This is a genomic window from Nonomuraea sp. NPDC004354 (assembly GCF_053602555.1).
The window spans coordinates 922,045-938,502 of sequence record NZ_JBSGDV010000002.1; the positions used below are offsets into that span (position 1 = coordinate 922,045).

Consider the following 16,458-nt stretch of genomic DNA (forward strand, 5'->3'; position numbering starts at 1 on the left):
GGCGGGAAGGCTGGTGGGTGATCAGCGGGCAGCCGGTCGTCGACGCACTTTCCGTCCAAGAGCCTCACGTGGCCGCTCTGCCGGCGGAGTCTGAGTTCTTGGCGGGCGTTACGGAGGGCGGGTGTAGTAGCGGCGGGACTTGGTGGAGAAGTGGCCGCGGAAGCCGAGCATGTGAGCCCACTGGGTGAGGCGCAGGTCGGCCAGATCGTCGAGGGGGTTGATGCGGCGATCGAGTGTGCCGACGCCTTCGGCGGCTTGGGTGGCGCACTTGGCGATGTAGGCGGCGACGGCTTGCTCGGGGAGGCGTCATGGTGATCGGGCGGACGTCGGGTTGGTACCCCAGCGGAGCGTCGTTCCCGTGGCTGGGATGTCGACCGAGACGGCCCCCGCCGCGTGCCGTACGGCTTGCGTGAGGGCGTCTGCGGTGGCCCAGGCCGGGGGAGGTGTGGACGGGCCGGTGGGGCCGTCGAGGCGGATGACGGCGTGGAAATGGACGACGCCGCGCCGCCGGCATTCGGCGACCTTGGCGAAGGGAATCATCACCTCGTCGGGCACGCGGAGGCCGACAACGGCCGTGGATCGTGGTGCTCGACCAGTTCCGGGGGAACTACGCGGTCGTACTACGATCGGGCCTCATTGTGCGCATAGATCGTTTAGCGACGTCTGTCTACCTGGTCATCACTCTCGGTTCGATCGTCCTCAGCCTGGTGATCGGCACCGCGACACCCGCATGGCTGGTCACCATGTGGTACCCGCCCGGCGAGGCCGTCGGGAAGTCTCCTCTGGTGCCGGTGCTGGGCGGGTTGCTGCTTGTCGGGCTGGTGAACTCGTGGATGCTGTGGCAGATTCTGCGGGGACTCGCGCCTACGGCGCTGCCGATGCGTCGGGCGGCCACGTGGCTACGGCTGCTGCTGTACGCCGACGTGGTGTGGCTGCTGATCCCCTCGTTCCTCCCAGACCTGGTTGAGACGGTCATCGGACTGGCGCTCTGGGTGCCTGCGCTGGTGCTGCTCACGGTGGTGCTCACCGGGTCAGGTCGGCCCTTCCGGCTGGCTCTGCTCCTGTTCGGACTGGCGGGACCGGCCATATCGCTCGCGGGCGACCTGATGGACGATCTGAAGCCCGAGCTCTTCATGAGTCCGGCCGATCGGGCGAGTGTCATGGCCGCGGGAGTGGCCGCGTTCGTCACGATGGTGCTGCTGCTGGTCGCTCAGCGGCGTGACGGACGCTGGAGCCGGGTGACGCTCCTCATCGGTCTGGGCACGTTCGCGAGCGCGTTCCTGGTGGAGCTCGTGGATGGCCTGACGCGCGGCAGCACGATCGAGTCGATCGCCGAGGCGATGGATGTGCTCTACATCGTCTGGCTGGCGCGTACGGCGCACGAGCTGAACCGTGAGCGGAGGCAGAAGACGGCGCTGCGAGTGCCCACGGCGGTCGCGGCTGTGGCCGCGGTCCTCCCGCTGATGGTCGTCGGACCCGAGGGCCGTCCCCATCTCGTCTACACCTGGCAGAGCGGTGACCTCATGGACTGTTGGGCGTCGTCGGCACCGCCACGTGTCGCGGACATCCCGGCCCACGAGCGCGACCGGGCCTACATGTGCAGCGTGAACAAGCCTTCTGACCTGCGTGTCTCGGATCAGGAACTGCTCGGCAAGGGCTGGGCCGCGTGCGCCAGGTTCGCAGCCGGGGAGCCGGTCAAGGCCCGGCCCGCGCTGCTCGCGCTGCTCTGTCCGGAGGTGATCGGACGGAAATATCCGGATCTGTTGCTGTCGTCCGCTCAGATGCGCCGGCAGCAGGCAGAGAAGGAGAACGCCGAGCGCAAACGGCGAGAGCGCGAGGCGCGCAAGGAGGACGCCATGTGCCGCGACCCGTGGCCCGCGCTACGTACTCGGTTCCAGGCGACCGCGTCCTATTACGACTGGGACGGCATGCCGTACGGCATCGACGACCCGGAAGCGGACACCGAGGAACATTCCCAAAAGATCTGGAACGCGGAATCGGTCGGCACCCTGGCGGCCAGCGGTCCGCTGGCCCTGGTCTTCACGCCCAGCCAGGACTGGGCGACCTGCGTCACGGTGAAGGCGCTGCGCTCGGCCCCGCCACCCCTGCGACGCAAAGGCTGGGAGCAGGTGGTCGAGGTGGACATCGTCAGCGAATCGGGTCGCCTGGTGATGCAGACGCTGTCGGCGAGCAAGGTGCGCTTCCCCGATCTCGCGCGCGGCGGTCCTGGCGTCTACCGGCTGCGCCTGTATACGCGTCAGAGCGTGGATCTCATTCTCAGCTATCCGGTCAGGAGAGCGGACGCCGCCCTCGATCGCCTGCCCGAGCCGTCCTCCTAGGCTCGGTCAACGACGGAACAGGACGTCGAGTTCGCTGAAGTCCAGTGAGCCGTCCAGGGCTGTGAGGCTTCCCGTGCCGAGCAGTTCCGCGGCGGCTCTGCGGGCCGCGGTGTAGGCGGCCTGAGCCAGCCCGGTGCCCAGGCTGATCCTGCGCACCCCCGCCTGCGCGAGCTCGGTGACACGTGGTCCACCGGCGACGGCCATCGCGTTGACCGGCAGTGGCGACTCGGCGCAGAGAGTGCTCAGCACGTCCAGATCGAGCAGGCCGGGAACGAAGATGCCGTCGGCTCCCGCCTCGGCGTATGCCGCCGTGCGCGCCAGCACCTCGCCCAGTCGGGCGTCGGACGGACCGATCGCGAACAGGAAGACGTCGGTGCGTGCGTTGATGAACAGTGTCGGCAGGCCCGCCGCTGCCGCGGCATCCCTGGCGGCGCGCAGCCTGGCGCTCTGCTCGGCGACGTCGAACAGCGGACCGCCGACAGCCGTGGAGTCCTCCAGGTTGACGCCCACCGCACCGGCCTCGACCACCGCCCGCACGGTTGTGGCGACATCCGCCGGGGCCGGGCCGTACCCTCCCTCCACGTCGACCGTCACCGGCAGGTCGACGGAGTCCACGATGCGCCGCGCGGCCTCCATCATCTCGCCCCGGCTGAGCCGTTGCCCGTCCCCGCGACCCAGCGACCACGACACGCCACCGCTGGTCGTGGCTATCGCCGTGGCGCCGGCCGCGGCGATCACCGTCGCGCTGGCGGCGTCCCAGGCGTTGGGCAGCACCAGCACGGACTCGGTGCTCAAGGCGCGGAACAGCCGGGCCTTCTCCTCGGTCGCGGCATCAGGGGTGGGGGAGAGGTCAACAGACATGTGCATGACCGCCTTCGTGTCGTTCTGCTTCGCGGCGCCCCGCCTCGTGGGCACCCGCAACGGGATGCTGCCGGGCGGGACGGCGAGCGTCCATTGATTAAGCTCGGACCGAATCATGGGACGCAAGGGAGGCGGTATGAAGGCGCGGCTGACCTTCTCGGTGAACGATCTGGCCGAGACCCGGTTCGCCGTCTCGCCCATGTGGGAAGTCGTCACCAGTCGCAGAGTGTTGACCGCCGCCGCCGTGGCGGACCCCCATCGGGGCTGGGTCGACCAGGTACGCCCGCGGCTCGCGGCCGCGGGTCTCGACCGCGGCTGGCTGGCTGACATGATTCCGCCCGTCGGCCACCTCCCCGACTTTCTCAACCCGGCACCGGCGACCGCGTCCCCCGACCTTTCCGACGAACTGGCCGCCATCGAGGCCACCGACCCCGAGCAGGTACGGCGGGACCTCGACTGCCTGGCCGCCGAGCGCGACGGCCGGTTGTCCCCCCGGCTGCGGAGCCTTCACCGGACCCCCGGGACCTACCTGCCCAGGATCGTCGCGGAGATCGAGGCCTACTGGCGGCTCGCGATAGCGCCTTACTGGGCCAGGATCCGCGCGGTGCTGGAGGCGGACGTCTTCCATCGGGGCCGCCAGGTGGCCGAGCAGGGCACGGCCCAGGTGCTCAACGAGTTGCACCACACGGTGCGTTGGGCCGGCGGCGGCCTCCACCTGGTACAGCGGCACTGCGCCATCACCAGGATCGAGACCGGGGCCGGGCTGCTCCTGGTGCCGTCGGTCTTCGCGTGGCCGCGAGTGCTGACGCGTTCCGTCGCGTCGGAACCACCGCAGCTGGCCTACCCGGCACGCGGGATCGGCACGTTGTGGGAGCGTCGGACACACGAGCGCGTGGAAGCCCTCGCCGCAGTGATCGGCCGGTCCCGCGCGCTGATCCTGACCGAACTGGACTCACCCGCCTCGACCACCGAACTCGCCCAGCGGTCGGGCCTTTCCGCGGCGGGCGTGTCCCAACACCTCACCGCACTGCGGGCCGCTGGCCTGACCAGCACCCACCGTGCGGGCCGCTCGGTGCTCTACGCCCGCACCGGCCTGGCCGACGCCCTGCTCACCGCCCAGACGTGAAAGCCCGCTCGACGCCGGGTATCGCTGAACTCGCCCCCGATCTCGCCGCCGGCCACGCCGGGCGGACGGTCGTTCGGAGGCATCCGGCGGTGCCTCTCACACGAGGCACCGCCGGCGGTCACGGTGAGCACCGGTCCTGCTGATGCGCGGCCTGGCGAGGGCGATGTGACTGGTGGCCTGGCTGGAGCGGATGGCCGATCAGAACTCGATGAGCCGAGGGAGCGGGGGACGTGACGCGTCCGCATACGCGTACGCGAGGGCATCGAATCAGATAATCTGATTTCATGAAGGTGATGACTGCCACTGAAGCGTCTCGGAGCTTCGCGACGGTCCTCGACGAGGCGGAGCGCGGGGAAACGATCGTGGTGACCCGTGGCGGGAAGCAAATCGCCGTGATCGGCCCCGCGCCCACTGCGCCGGGGCGTATGGTCAAGGCGTTTCTGGCCAGAAGCGCGGGGACACTGGACGCGGATTTCGAGGCTGATGTCGCGGCGGCCCGCGAGTCCGTCACGGACGAGATGAGGGGCACGTGGCCCGACGCCTGATCCTGGACACGGGTGTGCTCATCGCCGCTGAGCGAGGCAAGGCGTCCGTGGACACGGTGATCGACGATGCCGATGATGTGGCGATCGCCGCGATCACCGTGGCTGAGCTCCTCGTCGGCGTGGAGATGGCCGATGCGGCCCGACGCCCCGATCGACAGGCCTTCGTGGATGAAGTCCTGGCCTTGATTCCCGTCGAGGAGTACACGACAGACGTCGCCAGAGTTCATGCTCGGCTCATGGCGCATGTTCGTCGAGAAGGTAAGTCCCGGGGCGCGTACGATCTGCTGATCGCGGCGACGGCCGCAGCCACGGCGAGAACAGTGATCACGATGGACGCCTCGGCCGCATTCGACGGTCTCCCTGGCGTCCGCGCTCAGGTGGTTCCCCGCTGATCTTCGACGGCGAACCCCCGGAGCGTCGCTCATGTGAAGTCCGCGCAGCGCGCCTGACCTTCGTCCGGTACGGTCACCCGCACGTCATCCACGTCCACGCCGCGCTTGGCGGCGGTGGCGGCCGCGATCGTGCAGACGAGCTGCCCGGTCGCCATCCGCGACAGGCGGGAGACCGGCGGCAGCCATCGGCCGCCCACCAGCATCGGGGCGCCCTTCTCCAGCGCGAACCCGTCGTCGTGCACCCGGACGGCGATGTTCTTGGGCAGGCGCGTGTCGAGGGAGCGCTCGCGCTCCTTCGAGGTGGGCCCGCCGGCCAGCAGCTCGACGGCTTCGGCGGCGTCCAGCGGGCCCTCGGGGCGGCCGACGGAGACGAGGCGGTCGTCCTGCACGAAGTACAGGCGGGTGCCCTGGGCGAAGCCGCGGGCGGGCTCTCCGGCGCCGACCACGCCGGTGGGGCCGACTCCGCAGGCCGTACAGGCTGCCAGGAGCAGGGCGAGGGGCCAGGTTCTCACGGGTGGTTCCCCGATGGGGTGGTTGGCGGTTCCCCGGCAGGGCGGTTCCTCGGCAGGGTGAGGGTGAACACGGCTCCGGGGCCGGGGGCGACGGTCAGGTCGCCGCCGTGCAGGAGGGCGTTCTCGCGGGCGATGGCCAGGCCCAGGCCGCTTCCTTCGGAGCGGGCGCGGGCGGCGTCGGCCTTGTAGAAGCGCTCGAAGACGTGCGGGAGGACGTCGGCGGGCAGGCCCGGCCCATGGTCGGCGACCTCGATGGCGACGGCCTGGCCGGTGGCGCGCACCCGGACCGTGACGGGCGGCGTGCCGTGCCGCAGCGCGTTGCCGACGAGGTTGGCGACGATGACGTCCAGGCGGCGCGGGTCGAGGGGGACGCGGATGTCCGGCGGCAGGTCCGTGGTGACGTCGGCACTCCAGCCGCGTGAGCGCAGGCAGGCGGCGACGGCGGCGCCGACGTCCACGTCGTTGAGGTTGAGCACGGCGGCTCCGGCGTCGAAGCGGGAGATCTCCATCAGGTCGTCGACGAGCTTGGTGAGCCGGGCGACCTCGGCGGTGACCAGCCGGGCGGCGGTCCCGGCGTCGGCGTCCAGCCGGTCGGCGCCTGCTTGGAGGACGTCGGTGACGGCGGTGGCGGCGGCCAACGGGGTGCGCAGCTCGTGGGAGACGTCGGCGACGAACCGCCGCGACCTGGCCTCCATCTCGCGCAGCTCGCCGACCGAGCGTTCCAGCGCCGCGGCGGTCTCGTTGAACCGTCCCGCCAACCGCGCCAGCTCGTCGCCGCCGCGCACGGGCAGGCGGGTCTCCAGCCGGCCTTCGCCCAGCCGCCGGGCCGCGCGGTCCAGGTCGGCGACCGGCCGCAGCACGCCGCGCGCGGCCAGCAGTCCGGCCAGCACCGCCAGGAGCACGACGGGGAGGGCCGCCGCCTGCGCGGCGCGCAGCACGGCCGCCTCGTCGGAGGCGGCCTGCGCGAGCGACTCGACGAGGTAGACGGTGATCCCCGACGGCGTCCCGCCCGCGAGGAGCATGACCCTGCTGCCGGCCACCAGGTACGGCACGCCGTCGCGGGTCACCCGCTGCCAGGCCAGCTCCGGCCGCCGCAGAACGCTGGTGCGCAGTTCGGCGGTGATGCGGGCGTCGCTGGGGATGGCGCCGTCCCTGACCACGTACACCTTGCGGTCGCCCACCTCGAGGTCCTCGGCCAGCAGGGCGAGCTCCCCGTCACTGGCGGGCAGCACGACGTCGCGCGACAGCAGCAGCACCCGGTTCCTGAAGTCCTTCAGCAACCGGTCCTGCGCCCCGGCAAGCAGGTTGTTCTGCGCGGTGTAGTAGGTCAGCCCGGCGGCCCCCACCGCGCTCAGCCCGCCGACCAGCACGAACGTGATCACCAGCCGGGCCCGCAACCCCCGGAGCCAGGTCATACCGGCCCGAAGCGGTAACCGAATCCGCGCACGGTCTGCACGTACCTCGGCTCGGCCGGCACGCTCTCGATCTTGGCGCGCAGCCGCTGCACGCACGCGTCCACCAGCCGCGAGTCGCCCAGGTAGTCGTGCTCCCACACCGCCTCCAGCAGCTGCTGCCGGCTGAAGACCTGTCCGGGTGTGGCCGACAGGTGCAGCAGCAGCCGCAACTCCATCGGTGGCAGCGCGACCTGCCGCCCGTCCCTGCTCACGGTCAGGCTGGCGCGGTCCACGCACAGCGCGCCGTAGGACTCCACGGGCGAGGGCACACCGTCGGTACGGCGCAGCACCGCCCTGATCCGAGCCTCCAGCACCTGCGGCCGCACCGGCTTGACCACGTAGTCGTCCGCGCCGGCCTCCAGCCCGCCGACCACGTCGAAGTCGTCGCCCCGCGCGCTCAGCATCACGATCGAGGTGGAGGTGGTCGAGCGGATGCGCCGGCAGACCTCGAACCCGTCGATGCCGGGCAGCATGAGGTCGAGCACGACCACGTCGGCGGCGAAGCGTGCCAGCCGCTCCAGCCCTTCCTCCCCGGATGCCGCCGATTCGACCTCGTGATCCCTGCCTTTGAGGGCGAGCGTCAGAGCGTCCCTGACGTTCGGGTCGTCCTCGATCAGCAACACGCGAGCCATGCGGTCCAGTATCGGCGGCTCCGACGTGCGGTTCGTCCGGGCTTGGAAGCTATTACACGTTCATGACATGGCGCGGACGGGCCGCTCACAGGGGCGGGCCAGGGTGATGGGCAGTCACAGACCTGTTGGAGGACATGTGTTCATCACCAAGCGGCGCCTCGCCGTCCTGGCGGCCCTTCCCACCCTGGCGCTGAGCGCGGCGTGCGGGGCCCAGAGCCTGGCCAGCACGTCGAGCCCTGCGCCCGGCTCCGCCAAGCCCAGCTGGCACGAGACCGCGGTGAAGTTCGCCGGGTGCATGCGGGAGAACGGGATCGACATCCCGGACCCGGTCAAGGGACAGGATCTCGACACCAGCGCCGTCACCAAGGTCAGCCAGGCCAAGCTCGACGCCGCCATGAAGGCGTGCAAGGAGTGGGACTCGGTGATCCTCGGCAGCGCCGAGCCGTCCTCTCCCGAGGACGAGGCCAAGTTCGCCGCGTGGGCCCAGTGCCTGCAGAAGGGCGGCGTCTGGCAGCCCGTCGGTAAGGAGGAGAAGCCTGCCGGGTTCAAGCAGGTCAAGCCCGGCTCGGCCGCCGAGAAGCAGGTCTTCGAGGGGTGCGCCTCCCTGCAGCCGCCCGCGCCGTACGAGGAGAACTAGCCACCCGCCCGCTCTCGCCGGGCCATGCCTTTCCCTCCGCTCCCGGCGCGGGGACGAGGGGAGGGTCGGAGGGAGCGCGGGCCGGTCCCGGCTCCTCGCGTCAGGAGCCGGGACCGGCCGAGTGACCGGCAGTGCGACAGGGGGTGGGACCGGCCGAGTGACCGGCAGTGCGACAGGGCGGGGTGGTGCTCCGGGAGATCCGGTCGTCGGCGGCGGTTCCCTGTCGCGCCGGCCGGGGAGGCCGGCGGGTCGCCTCACATCGCGCAGGGCTGCGTCGTCGTATCGATGAACCCGAGCGCGAAGGAAGTGAACCGATCATGGAACCCGTGAACGTCGCGATCATCTACTACAGTGCCACCGGCCACGTGCACGCTCTGGCGCAAGCCCTCGCCGAGGGCGCGGAGAAGGCCGGCGCGAACGTGCGCCTGCGCAAGGTCGCCGAAACGGCCCCGCCCGCGGCGATCAGCGCCAATCCGGCCTGGGCCCGACACCTCCAGGACACCGTCGACGTCGCCGAGGCCGGCCACGACGATCTGGACTGGGCCGACGCGGTGCTGTTCGGCACGCCCAGCCGTTTCGGCAACCCGGCCGGCCAGCTCAGGCAGTTCATCGACACCACCGGCCCCCTGTGGTACCAGGGCAAGCTCGCGGGCAAGGTGTACTCGGCCTTCACCGCCTCCAACACCGCCCACGGCGGACAGGAATCCACTCTCCTGGCGCTGGGAAACACCTTCTACCACTGGGGCGGCATCATCGTGCCCCCCGGCTACACCGACCCCATCCAGTTCCAGTCAGGCAATCCCTACGGCACCTCCCACGTGGCCGGCGATGGCCCGGCCGGTGAGGTGACCTTGCAGGCGGCCCGTCACCAGGCCCGCCGCGTCGTCGACACCACGGCCGCGCTCAAGACCGGCCGCGCCGCCTGAGGAAACGGGCCTGGTACGGCAGGTCCGTCGGCCTGCGGCACCTCACATTCCTGAGGGCTGCGTCGTCGGACCACTGAGACCACAGGGACCGCGCCGGATGAGCTGGTCGCGGTCAGATTCGTGAATGGAGGATGCGATGACGTCGAACGATTCCGAGGTCAGAGAGTTCTTGGAAAGCCGGGTCGAGGCCTGCCGGACAAAAGACATTGATCGCCTCATGTCACATTATTCTCCCGACATCGTGTATTACGACGTCGTTCCCCCGCTCCGGTTCGCCGGATCCGATGAAGTCCGCGGCAACTTCGCGCGGTGGTTCGACGAATACGACGGCCCCATCGGCTTGGAAACGCACGACCTCACCGTTGCGGCGAGTGGGGATGTGGCGTTCGCCCACATGCTTCACCTGGACAGCGGAACACGCAAGAACGGGCTCCAGAGCGCGATATGGGTACGATCGACCGTTTGTTTGCGGCGGTCACGGGGCCAGTGGTTGATCACGCACGAACACATCTCGGTGCCGATCAACCCTCAGAACCTCCAGGCCTGGTTTCCGCCGGAGATGTGAGCCGGCCTGATCGTTCATCGGAGAAGACCGCCTGGGTGTGCCCTCGTCCTGCTCGGCGCCGGCGGCGCTGGGCAACTCCGGTGTGACGTGACACGATTTCGCAGGTGAGCAGCAGACCCGCCGCGGCGCAGCACCTGCGCGACCTCGCGCGACTGCGCCGCGTCCGCGACCGGATCGACAGGGAGTACGCGCAGCCGCTGGACGTGGAGGCGCTCGCCCGTGGCGTCAACATGTCGGCCGGGCACCTCAGCCGCCAGTTCCGGCTCGCCTACGGCGAGTCGCCGTACGGCTATCTGATGACGCGGCGCATCGAGCGCGCGATGGCGCTGCTGCGCCGTGGCGACCTCAGCGTCACCGAGGTCTGCTTCGCGGTCGGTTGCTCGTCGCTGGGCTCCTTCAGCAGCCGCTTCACCGCGCTGGTCGGCATGCCGCCCAGCGCCTACCGGCGCCACGCGGCGCGCGCGACGGCCGGGATGCCGTCGTGCGTGGCGAAGCAGGTGACCAGACCGGTCAGGAATCGAGAAGCGCGGGTCACGGAGTCGCACCTAACCTGACCGACATGGGCATCACCATTCACGCGAGCTTCCTACCGCATGACGACCCGGACGCATCGCTGGCCTTCTATCGCGACGCCCTCGGTTTCGAGGTCCGCAACGACGTCGGATACGGCGGGATGCGCTGGATCACGGTCGGCCCCGCCGACCAGCCGGGCACGTCCATCGTCCTGCAGCCGCCGGCCGTCGACCCCGGCGTCACCGACGACGAGCGCCGCACGATCGTCGAGATGATGGCCAAGGGCACCTACGCCGGCGTCGTCCTGGCCACCCCCGACCTCGACGGCACCTTCGAGCGGCTGCAGGCCGGCGACGCCGAGATCGTCCAGGAGCCGACCGAGCAGCCGTACGGGGTGCGCGACTGCGCCGTCCGCGATCCCGCGGGCAACCTGATCCGCATCCAGCAGCTGCGCTGAGCCGTCCGGCGATCGCGGCCATGAGCTGCGACAGGCGGCACCGTGAAGGGGCGCGCGCGTCAGTGGCGGCCGTCCGGTGGTCACCGTCACCGGCCGCCTAGCGTGCTCCGGCCCGCCCCGCGTGCTCGGGCCTGTCTTGCGTGCGCCGGCCCGCCTGCGTGCGCCGGCCACGCCGTACCAGTGGTTCCGCATCTGCCCGCGTCGCAACCCCAGGATTGAACGGCAGGCTGACGCGTCGGCGGGCACGCCGCGTGGCCGGGGCCCACCGGCTCCATGCGGAAGCAGCGTGGCTGCCTTGGTATCTTGCGCCGAGCGTGACCCCGGCGACCGCGAAGGCGGCCCCGCCCAACAGATGGAGACACCATGAGCATGGCCACGAGGACGGACACGCAGTCGCCTGCGCCGCACGTTGCCGACAGCCACGATGTGATCCGCGTGCACGGCGCGCGCGAGAACAACCTCAAGGACGTCAGCATCGAGCTCCCGAAGCGCAGGTTGACGGTGTTCACCGGCGTCTCCGGCTCGGGCAAGAGCTCGCTGGTGTTCAACACGATCGCGGCGGAGTCGCAGCGGCTGATCAACGAGACCTACAGCGCCTTCGTGCAGGGCTTCATGCCGACGCTGGCGCGGCCCGAGGTCGACGTGCTCGACGGGCTGACGACCGCGATCGTCGTCGACCAGCAGCGGATGGGTGGCGACGTCCGCTCCACGGTCGGCACCGCCACCGACGCCAACGCGATGTTGCGCATCCTGTTCAGCCGGCTCGGGCAGCCGCACATCGGCTCGCCCAACGCGTTCGCCTTCAACGTGCCGTCGGTCCGGGCGAGCGGTGCGGTCACGGTCGAACGGGGTGCCGGTAAGACCGTGAAACAGACCTTCACCCGCACCGGCGGCATGTGCCCGCGCTGCGAGGGCCGGGGCACGGTCTCCGACATCGACCTGACCCAGCTCTACGACGACTCCAAGTCGATCGCGGAGGGCGCGTTCACCATCCCCGGCTGGAAGTCGGACAGCTTCTGGACGGTGCGCGTCTACGCCGAGTCGGGCTTCCTCGACCCGAACAAGCCGATCCGCGAGTTCACCGAGAAGGAAATGCGGGACTTCCTCTACCGGGAGCCGACCAAGGTGAAGGTCGAGGGCGTCAACCTCACCTACGAGGGGCTGATCCCCAAGGTCCAGAAGTCGTTCCTGTCCAAGGACAGGACGGCGCTGCAGCCGCACATCCGGGCGTTCGTGGACCGGGCGGTCACCTTCACCGCCTGTCCCGACTGCGGCGGCACCAGGCTCAGTGAGGCGGCCCGGTCGTCGAAGATCCAGGGGATCAGCATCGCCGACGCCTGCGCGATGCAGATCAGCGACCTGGCCGCATGGGTCCGCGGCCTCGACGAGCCGTCGGTGGCGCCGCTGCTCGCCACGTTGCAGCAGACCCTCGACTCGTTCGTGGAGATCGGGCTGGGCTACCTCTCGCTCGACCGGCCGTCGGGCACCCTGTCGGGCGGCGAGGCGCAGCGCGTCAAGATGATCCGCCACCTCGGCTCCTCGCTCACCGACACCACCTACGTCTTCGACGAGCCCACCACGGGCCTGCACCCCCATGACATCCAGCGGATGAACGACCTGCTGCGGCGGCTGCGGGACAAGGGCAACACGGTGCTCGTCGTGGAGCACAAGCCGGAGACGATCGCGATCGCCGACCACGTCGTCGATCTCGGCCCCGGCGCCGGTACGGCGGGCGGCGCCGTCTGCTTCGAGGGCACCGTCGAGGGGCTGCGGGCCAGCGGCACCATCACCGGCCGCCATCTCGACGACCGGGCCGCCCTCAAGGAGACGGTGCGCAAGCCCACCGGAACGCTGGAGATCCGCGGCGCGACGGCGCACAACCTGCGCGACGTCGACGTCGACATCCCGCTCGGGGTGCTCGTCGTCGTCACCGGCGTCGCCGGCTCCGGCAAGAGCTCGCTCGTGCACGGGTCGATCCCCGCCGGCGCGGGTGTGGTGTCGGTCGACCAGGGCGCGATCCGCGGCTCGCGGCGGAGCAACCCGGCGACGTACACCGGGCTGCTCGACCCGATCCGCAAGGCGTTCGCGAAGGCCAACGGCGTGAAGCCGGCGCTGTTCAGCGCCAACTCCGAGGGCGCCTGCCCCGACTGCAACGGCGCCGGCGTCATCTACACCGACCTGGCGATGATGGCCGGCGTGGCCACCACCTGCGAGGAGTGCGAGGGGAAGCGGTTCCAGGCATCGGTGCTGGACCACCACCTCGGTGGCCGCGACATCAGCGAGGTGCTCGCGATGTCGGTGACCGAGGCCGAGGAGTTCTTCGGCGCCGGCGAGGCGCGCACGCCGGCCGCGCACGCCATCCTCGGCCGGCTCGCCGACGTCGGGCTCGGCTATCTCAGCCTGGGCCAGCCGCTCACGACGCTGTCCGGCGGCGAGCGGCAGCGGCTCAAGCTGGCCACCCACATGGCCGAGAAGGGCGGCGTCTACGTCCTCGACGAGCCGACCGCCGGCCTCCACCTCGCCGACGTCGAGCAGCTGCTCGGCCTGCTCGACCGGCTCGTCGACTCCGGCAAGTCGGTCATCGTCGTCGAGCACCACCAGGCGGTCATGGCGCACGCCGACTGGATCATCGACCTCGGCCCCGGCGCCGGCCACGACGGCGGCCGGATCGTCTTCGAGGGCACGCCCGCCGACCTCGTCGCCGCCCGCTCCACCGTCACCGGCGAGCACCTCGCGGCCTACGTCGGCATCTGACAGCGGCATTCCCGAGCCGCGCGAACGCCCCGAAGCGAATCACTTCGGGGCGTTCGTGTTTCCGCGTCCAGGCATGGCGCGGTCGGCCATGGACTTCGGACTCCCAGCTTCACGGTCGCGTCGCCGGGACGGAGCCGCCGGGCGGCACGAGAAACGTCCTCAGTACGACTGGAGTTCGATCAGGGTGCCGGCCGGGTCGCGTAGGTGAGCGGTCCGGAGATTCGGTCCCCAGGCGGGCCGGTCCGTGGGTGGTACGACCTGTGCGGCGCCGTGCGTCAGGCACAGGGCCAGCCCTTCGTCCACGTCGTCGACCCGGCACACGAACATCACCGCGTCCTGCGCCGGCGCGCTCTTGGAGGGGAGGTGGGCGGTGCCCGCCACCTCGGCCAGGGATGCCCGGTCGAACAACACGAGGACGCCCTCCTCACCGACGTCCCAGTTCGCATACGGCCCCGCCGCGGTGCCCCTGACGCGCCGCGCGCCGACGAGCTCCGGTAGCACGGCGTCGTAGAACCTGAAAGCGGTGGCGAAGTCGTCGACCAGGAGACGGGGATGCAGCACGTCCATGGGCGGCCTACCTTCCAAATAGTGGGTCTGCACCCACTATAGGTCGACACCTACAATGTCGCCATGGGACCAGAAACGCCGGACGCGCTCCCGCCCACGCTGCTCGGCCTCAGCACCTACCTGCTGTCGCTGACCGGCAAGGCGGCGCGGGGCCGCGTAGCCGACCGGCTCGCTTCCCGCGGCCTTCGCCTCTGGCACATGGCCGTACTGGCCGCGCTCGCCGACTTCGGCCCCCACACGCAACGCGGCCTGTGCGCACGCCTTTCCGTCGACCCGAGCGACATGGCCAAGGTCGTCGAGCAGCTGGCCGCCCTCGACTACCTGACACGCGCACGCGACGTCACCGACCGGCGGCGGGTCTCGGTCGGCCTGACCGATGCGGGACGCCGCACCCTGGAAGAGCTCGTCCACGAGGCCCGCACCATCCAGGACGACGTGCTGGCCCCCTTGACGACGGACGAACGAGCCCAGTTGCACGGGCTGCTGCTCAAGGTGTTCACGGCGACACGCCGGCCCGACGCAAGGGCGGATCGGCACTGAAGCGGCCCGGATGGCCACCTGCCGCCCGCTGTACGGCCCGCCTACGACGCGTCGTGTCCCTCGGAACGGCCGCGCGTGGCTCCGCTTCCGGGGCGGCGTCGGGCGCTACGTCGGGCAGCCGAAGCCGCCGGACGTGGCGCGCGCGACCCACCCGGACGGCCCCACCCGGCCGTGGCGGCGGGCGCGGTGAAAGCCGCAGCGGCTGTCGCGGTCGCGGAGGCGAAGCCGGAACGTGCACTCCATGAGGCATACCTTTCGTGCCTGGTTCGCTGGTAAGTCTCATGTGTACGGGAACCCGGTTTCACCTGGGCTTATGTGACTTGACGGCGGCTTTCGCGATGCCTGACGGACCCGGCGCCGGACGCCCGCGCGGGCCGCTCCCTCGGGAACCCCGCCCCCGCGGCGCCGATCGAGGCCCTGAGCGTGACACCTGTGGGACGGACGCTGCCCCTGTGCGGCTGGGGCTTCTGATGCCGCACGCCGTACGGGAGCCAAACTTTACCTTTTGAGGTGTTGGGACGGATGTTGTCCCAGCTTGTCGCGGTCCTAGGATCTGGCGCATAATCCGCGCTGTGACCTGGGGGAATGATGGCCGACCTCGAGCTGCCCGAAGATGTGATCGAAGCCCGGAGGGCGTACGACGCCGCCGACGACCGGGTCAGGGAACTCACCGCCGCGATGCCGTCGTCCGTCGACGTGGCCGAAGGCAGGGCCACGTTCGAGCCGCTGGCGATGGCCGACCTCCTTGAGGCCCGCGCTGAACGGCTGCGCCTGCTGGGCGTCCTCCGTGACCTGCCGTGGTGGGGCACCGTGCCCTCGATGGTGGACGCCGAGAAGCAACTGCGGATCGCCGCTCGGGCCGAATGAAGGCGCGGTCCGCGTGACCGTTCCCGGCAGGAGGGCCGATGAGGAAGAAGGGATCGAGTCGTCGCCGCGCCGGTCCGCGAAGAGGATCACTCGGCCTGGGCCGGTGCCGCAGCCCACCACCTCGAAGGGCGATGTCGCCGACCTGCACGCACTGCTGGAGGCGGCGCGAGTGCCCGGTCCCTACGTGCTTGTCGGCTGGTCGGCGGGCGGTCCGATCGTCAGGATCTACGCCGGCGAGTACCCGCACGAGGTGTCGGGTCTCGTCCTCGTCGACGCGGAGTCGGAGTTCCTGCAGTCGGAGCTCACGCCTGAGCAGTTCGACACCTTCCTCGCGCTGATCCGGAACGACGACGGCAAGCGCGTCGCCCAGTGGAAGGACGTCGAGAGGCAGGACCCCGCGACCGTCTTCGACCAGGTTCGCGCGGCGCCTCCGCCACCGAGGATGCCCGTGGTCGTGCTGTCGGGAGACACCTTCGACGCCGACGCCTTCCGTGCCCGCCTGCCTGCCGGGGGCACCGGCCGACTATCCGGGCGTCTTCTGGCGGGCACAACTGGCGTCCCAGCGAGCTCTCGCCCGGGAGTTCCCCGGCGCGAGGCACGTCACGAAGACCGACAGCGACCACAACATCCACAACAACCGGCCACGGCTCGTCATCGACGCGATTCGCGATGTCGTCGAGCAGGCCCGTCAGCGGAGCGGCACGCCTTCACCCTCGTGAACCCTCGTGAACCCTCGTGAAACGGGGCCGCCGGCACGGCGGGCACGAGTTC

At 70.5% G+C, this 16,458-nt stretch carries 21 protein-coding genes; 14 read left to right on the plus strand and 7 right to left on the minus strand.

Features of this window, described 5'->3' with window-relative positions:
* Positions 1–108: 108 nt before the first annotated feature.
* A complete protein-coding gene (locus ACWENQ_RS10225; protein ID WP_452413808.1) occupies positions 109–171 on the minus strand; it encodes a hypothetical protein in 63 nt (20 codons plus the stop codon).
* Between ACWENQ_RS10225 and ACWENQ_RS10230 the strand changes: the two genes are divergently transcribed.
* A complete protein-coding gene (locus ACWENQ_RS10230) occupies positions 151–315 on the plus strand; it encodes a hypothetical protein (protein ID WP_452413710.1) in 165 nt (54 codons plus the stop codon). The two genes, ACWENQ_RS10225 and ACWENQ_RS10230, sit on opposite strands and share 21 nt — an antisense overlap.
* On the opposite strand, the gene ACWENQ_RS10235 is transcribed toward ACWENQ_RS10230, so the two are convergent.
* On the minus strand, positions 307–627 hold the full coding sequence (locus tag ACWENQ_RS10235; protein ID WP_452413809.1) for a replication initiator: 321 nt from the start codon (positions 625–627) through the stop codon (positions 307–309). The genes ACWENQ_RS10230 and ACWENQ_RS10235 overlap by 9 nt on opposite strands.
* Here ACWENQ_RS10235 and ACWENQ_RS10240 point away from each other — a divergent pair.
* A complete protein-coding gene (locus ACWENQ_RS10240) occupies positions 585–2,339 on the plus strand; it encodes a hypothetical protein (protein WP_452413712.1) in 1,755 nt (584 codons plus the stop codon). The two genes, ACWENQ_RS10235 and ACWENQ_RS10240, sit on opposite strands and share 43 nt — an antisense overlap.
* Positions 2,340–2,345: 6 nt before the next feature.
* Here ACWENQ_RS10240 and ACWENQ_RS10245 read toward each other — a convergent pair whose 3' ends face one another.
* Entirely contained in the window at positions 2,346–3,200 is an 855-nt protein-coding gene (locus ACWENQ_RS10245) for an isocitrate lyase/PEP mutase family protein (protein WP_452413714.1), read from the minus strand.
* 136 nt (positions 3,201–3,336) lie between these two features.
* On the opposite strand from ACWENQ_RS10245, the gene ACWENQ_RS10250 reads away from it, so the two are divergent.
* From ACWENQ_RS10250 to ACWENQ_RS10260, 3 genes are all read left to right on the plus strand, one after another.
* Positions 3,337–4,326: a DUF5937 family protein gene (locus ACWENQ_RS10250; protein ID WP_452413715.1), complete on the plus strand. Its 990-nt coding sequence runs from the start codon at positions 3,337–3,339 to the stop codon at positions 4,324–4,326.
* 284 nt (positions 4,327–4,610) lie between these two features.
* Complete coding sequence (locus ACWENQ_RS10255) at positions 4,611–4,871, plus strand: type II toxin-antitoxin system Phd/YefM family antitoxin (protein ID WP_452413717.1); 261 nt, start codon at positions 4,611–4,613, stop codon at positions 4,869–4,871.
* Positions 4,856–5,263, plus strand: coding sequence for a PIN domain-containing protein (locus ACWENQ_RS10260; protein WP_452413718.1), 408 nt, complete (start codon positions 4,856–4,858; stop codon positions 5,261–5,263). The genes ACWENQ_RS10255 and ACWENQ_RS10260 overlap by 16 nt, the downstream gene beginning before the upstream one ends.
* A gap of 29 nt (positions 5,264–5,292) precedes the next feature.
* Here the strand turns inward: ACWENQ_RS10260 and ACWENQ_RS10265 are convergent, their stop codons facing one another.
* From ACWENQ_RS10265 to ACWENQ_RS10275, 3 genes are read right to left on the minus strand one after another with little or no spacing between them, the layout of a single operon-like run.
* The gene (locus tag ACWENQ_RS10265) at positions 5,293–5,775 is read right to left on the minus strand and encodes a hypothetical protein (protein WP_452413720.1); all 483 of its coding nucleotides are present in this window, start codon (positions 5,773–5,775) and stop codon (positions 5,293–5,295) included.
* A complete protein-coding gene (locus tag ACWENQ_RS10270; protein WP_452413722.1) occupies positions 5,772–7,190 on the minus strand; it encodes an ATP-binding protein in 1,419 nt (472 codons plus the stop codon). Before ACWENQ_RS10270 ends, ACWENQ_RS10265 begins: the two co-directional genes overlap by 4 nt.
* Positions 7,187–7,861 (minus strand): response regulator, encoded by a 675-nt coding sequence (locus ACWENQ_RS10275; protein ID WP_452413724.1) that lies wholly within the window; start codon positions 7,859–7,861, stop codon positions 7,187–7,189. Before ACWENQ_RS10275 ends, ACWENQ_RS10270 begins: the two co-directional genes overlap by 4 nt.
* A gap of 136 nt (positions 7,862–7,997) precedes the next feature.
* On the opposite strand from ACWENQ_RS10275, the gene ACWENQ_RS10280 reads away from it, so the two are divergent.
* From ACWENQ_RS10280 to ACWENQ_RS10305, 6 genes are all read left to right on the plus strand, one after another.
* The gene (locus ACWENQ_RS10280; protein ID WP_449921614.1) at positions 7,998–8,498 is read left to right on the plus strand and encodes a hypothetical protein; all 501 of its coding nucleotides are present in this window, start codon (positions 7,998–8,000) and stop codon (positions 8,496–8,498) included.
* Positions 8,499–8,815: 317 nt separating this feature from the next.
* A complete protein-coding gene (wrbA, locus tag ACWENQ_RS10285; protein ID WP_452413725.1) occupies positions 8,816–9,424 on the plus strand; it encodes an NAD(P)H:quinone oxidoreductase in 609 nt (202 codons plus the stop codon).
* A 136-nt stretch (positions 9,425–9,560) separates the two neighbouring features.
* Entirely contained in the window at positions 9,561–9,989 is a 429-nt protein-coding gene (locus ACWENQ_RS10290; RefSeq protein ID WP_452413727.1) for a YybH family protein, read from the plus strand.
* 104 nt (positions 9,990–10,093) lie between these two features.
* A complete protein-coding gene (locus ACWENQ_RS10295; RefSeq protein WP_452413728.1) occupies positions 10,094–10,543 on the plus strand; it encodes a helix-turn-helix transcriptional regulator in 450 nt (149 codons plus the stop codon).
* 5 nt (positions 10,544–10,548) lie between these two features.
* Complete coding sequence (locus ACWENQ_RS10300) at positions 10,549–10,959, plus strand: VOC family protein (RefSeq protein ID WP_449921605.1); 411 nt, start codon at positions 10,549–10,551, stop codon at positions 10,957–10,959.
* A 363-nt stretch (positions 10,960–11,322) separates the two neighbouring features.
* Entirely contained in the window at positions 11,323–13,713 is a 2,391-nt protein-coding gene (locus ACWENQ_RS10305; RefSeq protein WP_452413730.1) for an ATP-binding cassette domain-containing protein, read from the plus strand.
* A 159-nt stretch (positions 13,714–13,872) separates the two neighbouring features.
* Here the strand turns inward: ACWENQ_RS10305 and ACWENQ_RS10310 are convergent, their stop codons facing one another.
* Entirely contained in the window at positions 13,873–14,280 is a 408-nt protein-coding gene (locus ACWENQ_RS10310) for a VOC family protein (protein ID WP_452413731.1), read from the minus strand.
* A gap of 63 nt (positions 14,281–14,343) precedes the next feature.
* On the opposite strand from ACWENQ_RS10310, the gene ACWENQ_RS10315 reads away from it, so the two are divergent.
* The 3 genes from ACWENQ_RS10315 to ACWENQ_RS10325 all read left to right on the plus strand — a co-directional run bounded on the left by ACWENQ_RS10315 (position 14,344) and on the right by ACWENQ_RS10325 (position 16,426).
* A complete protein-coding gene (locus tag ACWENQ_RS10315; protein ID WP_452413733.1) occupies positions 14,344–14,820 on the plus strand; it encodes a MarR family winged helix-turn-helix transcriptional regulator in 477 nt (158 codons plus the stop codon).
* 585 nt (positions 14,821–15,405) lie between these two features.
* Positions 15,406–15,687 carry a hypothetical protein gene (locus ACWENQ_RS10320; protein ID WP_354919847.1) on the plus strand — a complete coding sequence of 94 codons (282 nt, stop codon included), beginning with the start codon at positions 15,406–15,408 and terminating at the stop codon, positions 15,685–15,687.
* 103 nt (positions 15,688–15,790) lie between these two features.
* Positions 15,791–16,426: an alpha/beta fold hydrolase gene (locus ACWENQ_RS10325; RefSeq protein WP_452413735.1), complete on the plus strand. Its 636-nt coding sequence runs from the start codon at positions 15,791–15,793 to the stop codon at positions 16,424–16,426.
* Positions 16,427–16,458 lie beyond the last annotated feature (32 nt).

Excerpts from the sequence above, each read along its gene's own strand:
- ACWENQ_RS10245 (WP_452413714.1), bottom strand. The coding sequence starts at position 3,200 with ATGTCTGTTGACCTCTCCCCCACCCCTGATGCCGCGACCGAGGAGAAG.
- ACWENQ_RS10310 (WP_452413731.1), bottom strand. The coding sequence starts at position 14,280 with ATGGACGTGCTGCATCCCCGTCTCCTGGTCGACGACTTCGCCACCGCT.
- ACWENQ_RS10270 (WP_452413722.1), bottom strand. The coding sequence starts at position 7,190 with ATGACCTGGCTCCGGGGGTTGCGGGCCCGGCTGGTGATCACGTTCGTG.
- ACWENQ_RS10290 (WP_452413727.1), top strand. The coding sequence starts at position 9,561 with ATGACGTCGAACGATTCCGAGGTCAGAGAGTTCTTGGAAAGCCGGGTC.
- wrbA (WP_452413725.1), top strand. The coding sequence starts at position 8,816 with ATGGAACCCGTGAACGTCGCGATCATCTACTACAGTGCCACCGGCCAC.
- ACWENQ_RS10250 (WP_452413715.1), top strand. The coding sequence starts at position 3,337 with ATGAAGGCGCGGCTGACCTTCTCGGTGAACGATCTGGCCGAGACCCGG.
- ACWENQ_RS10315 (WP_452413733.1), top strand. The coding sequence starts at position 14,344 with ATGGGACCAGAAACGCCGGACGCGCTCCCGCCCACGCTGCTCGGCCTC.
- ACWENQ_RS10275 (WP_452413724.1), bottom strand. The coding sequence starts at position 7,861 with ATGGCTCGCGTGTTGCTGATCGAGGACGACCCGAACGTCAGGGACGCT.
- ACWENQ_RS10300 (WP_449921605.1), top strand. The coding sequence starts at position 10,549 with ATGGGCATCACCATTCACGCGAGCTTCCTACCGCATGACGACCCGGAC.
- ACWENQ_RS10320 (WP_354919847.1), top strand. The coding sequence starts at position 15,406 with ATGATGGCCGACCTCGAGCTGCCCGAAGATGTGATCGAAGCCCGGAGG.
- ACWENQ_RS10255 (WP_452413717.1), top strand. The coding sequence starts at position 4,611 with ATGAAGGTGATGACTGCCACTGAAGCGTCTCGGAGCTTCGCGACGGTC.
- ACWENQ_RS10305 (WP_452413730.1), top strand. The coding sequence starts at position 11,323 with ATGAGCATGGCCACGAGGACGGACACGCAGTCGCCTGCGCCGCACGTT.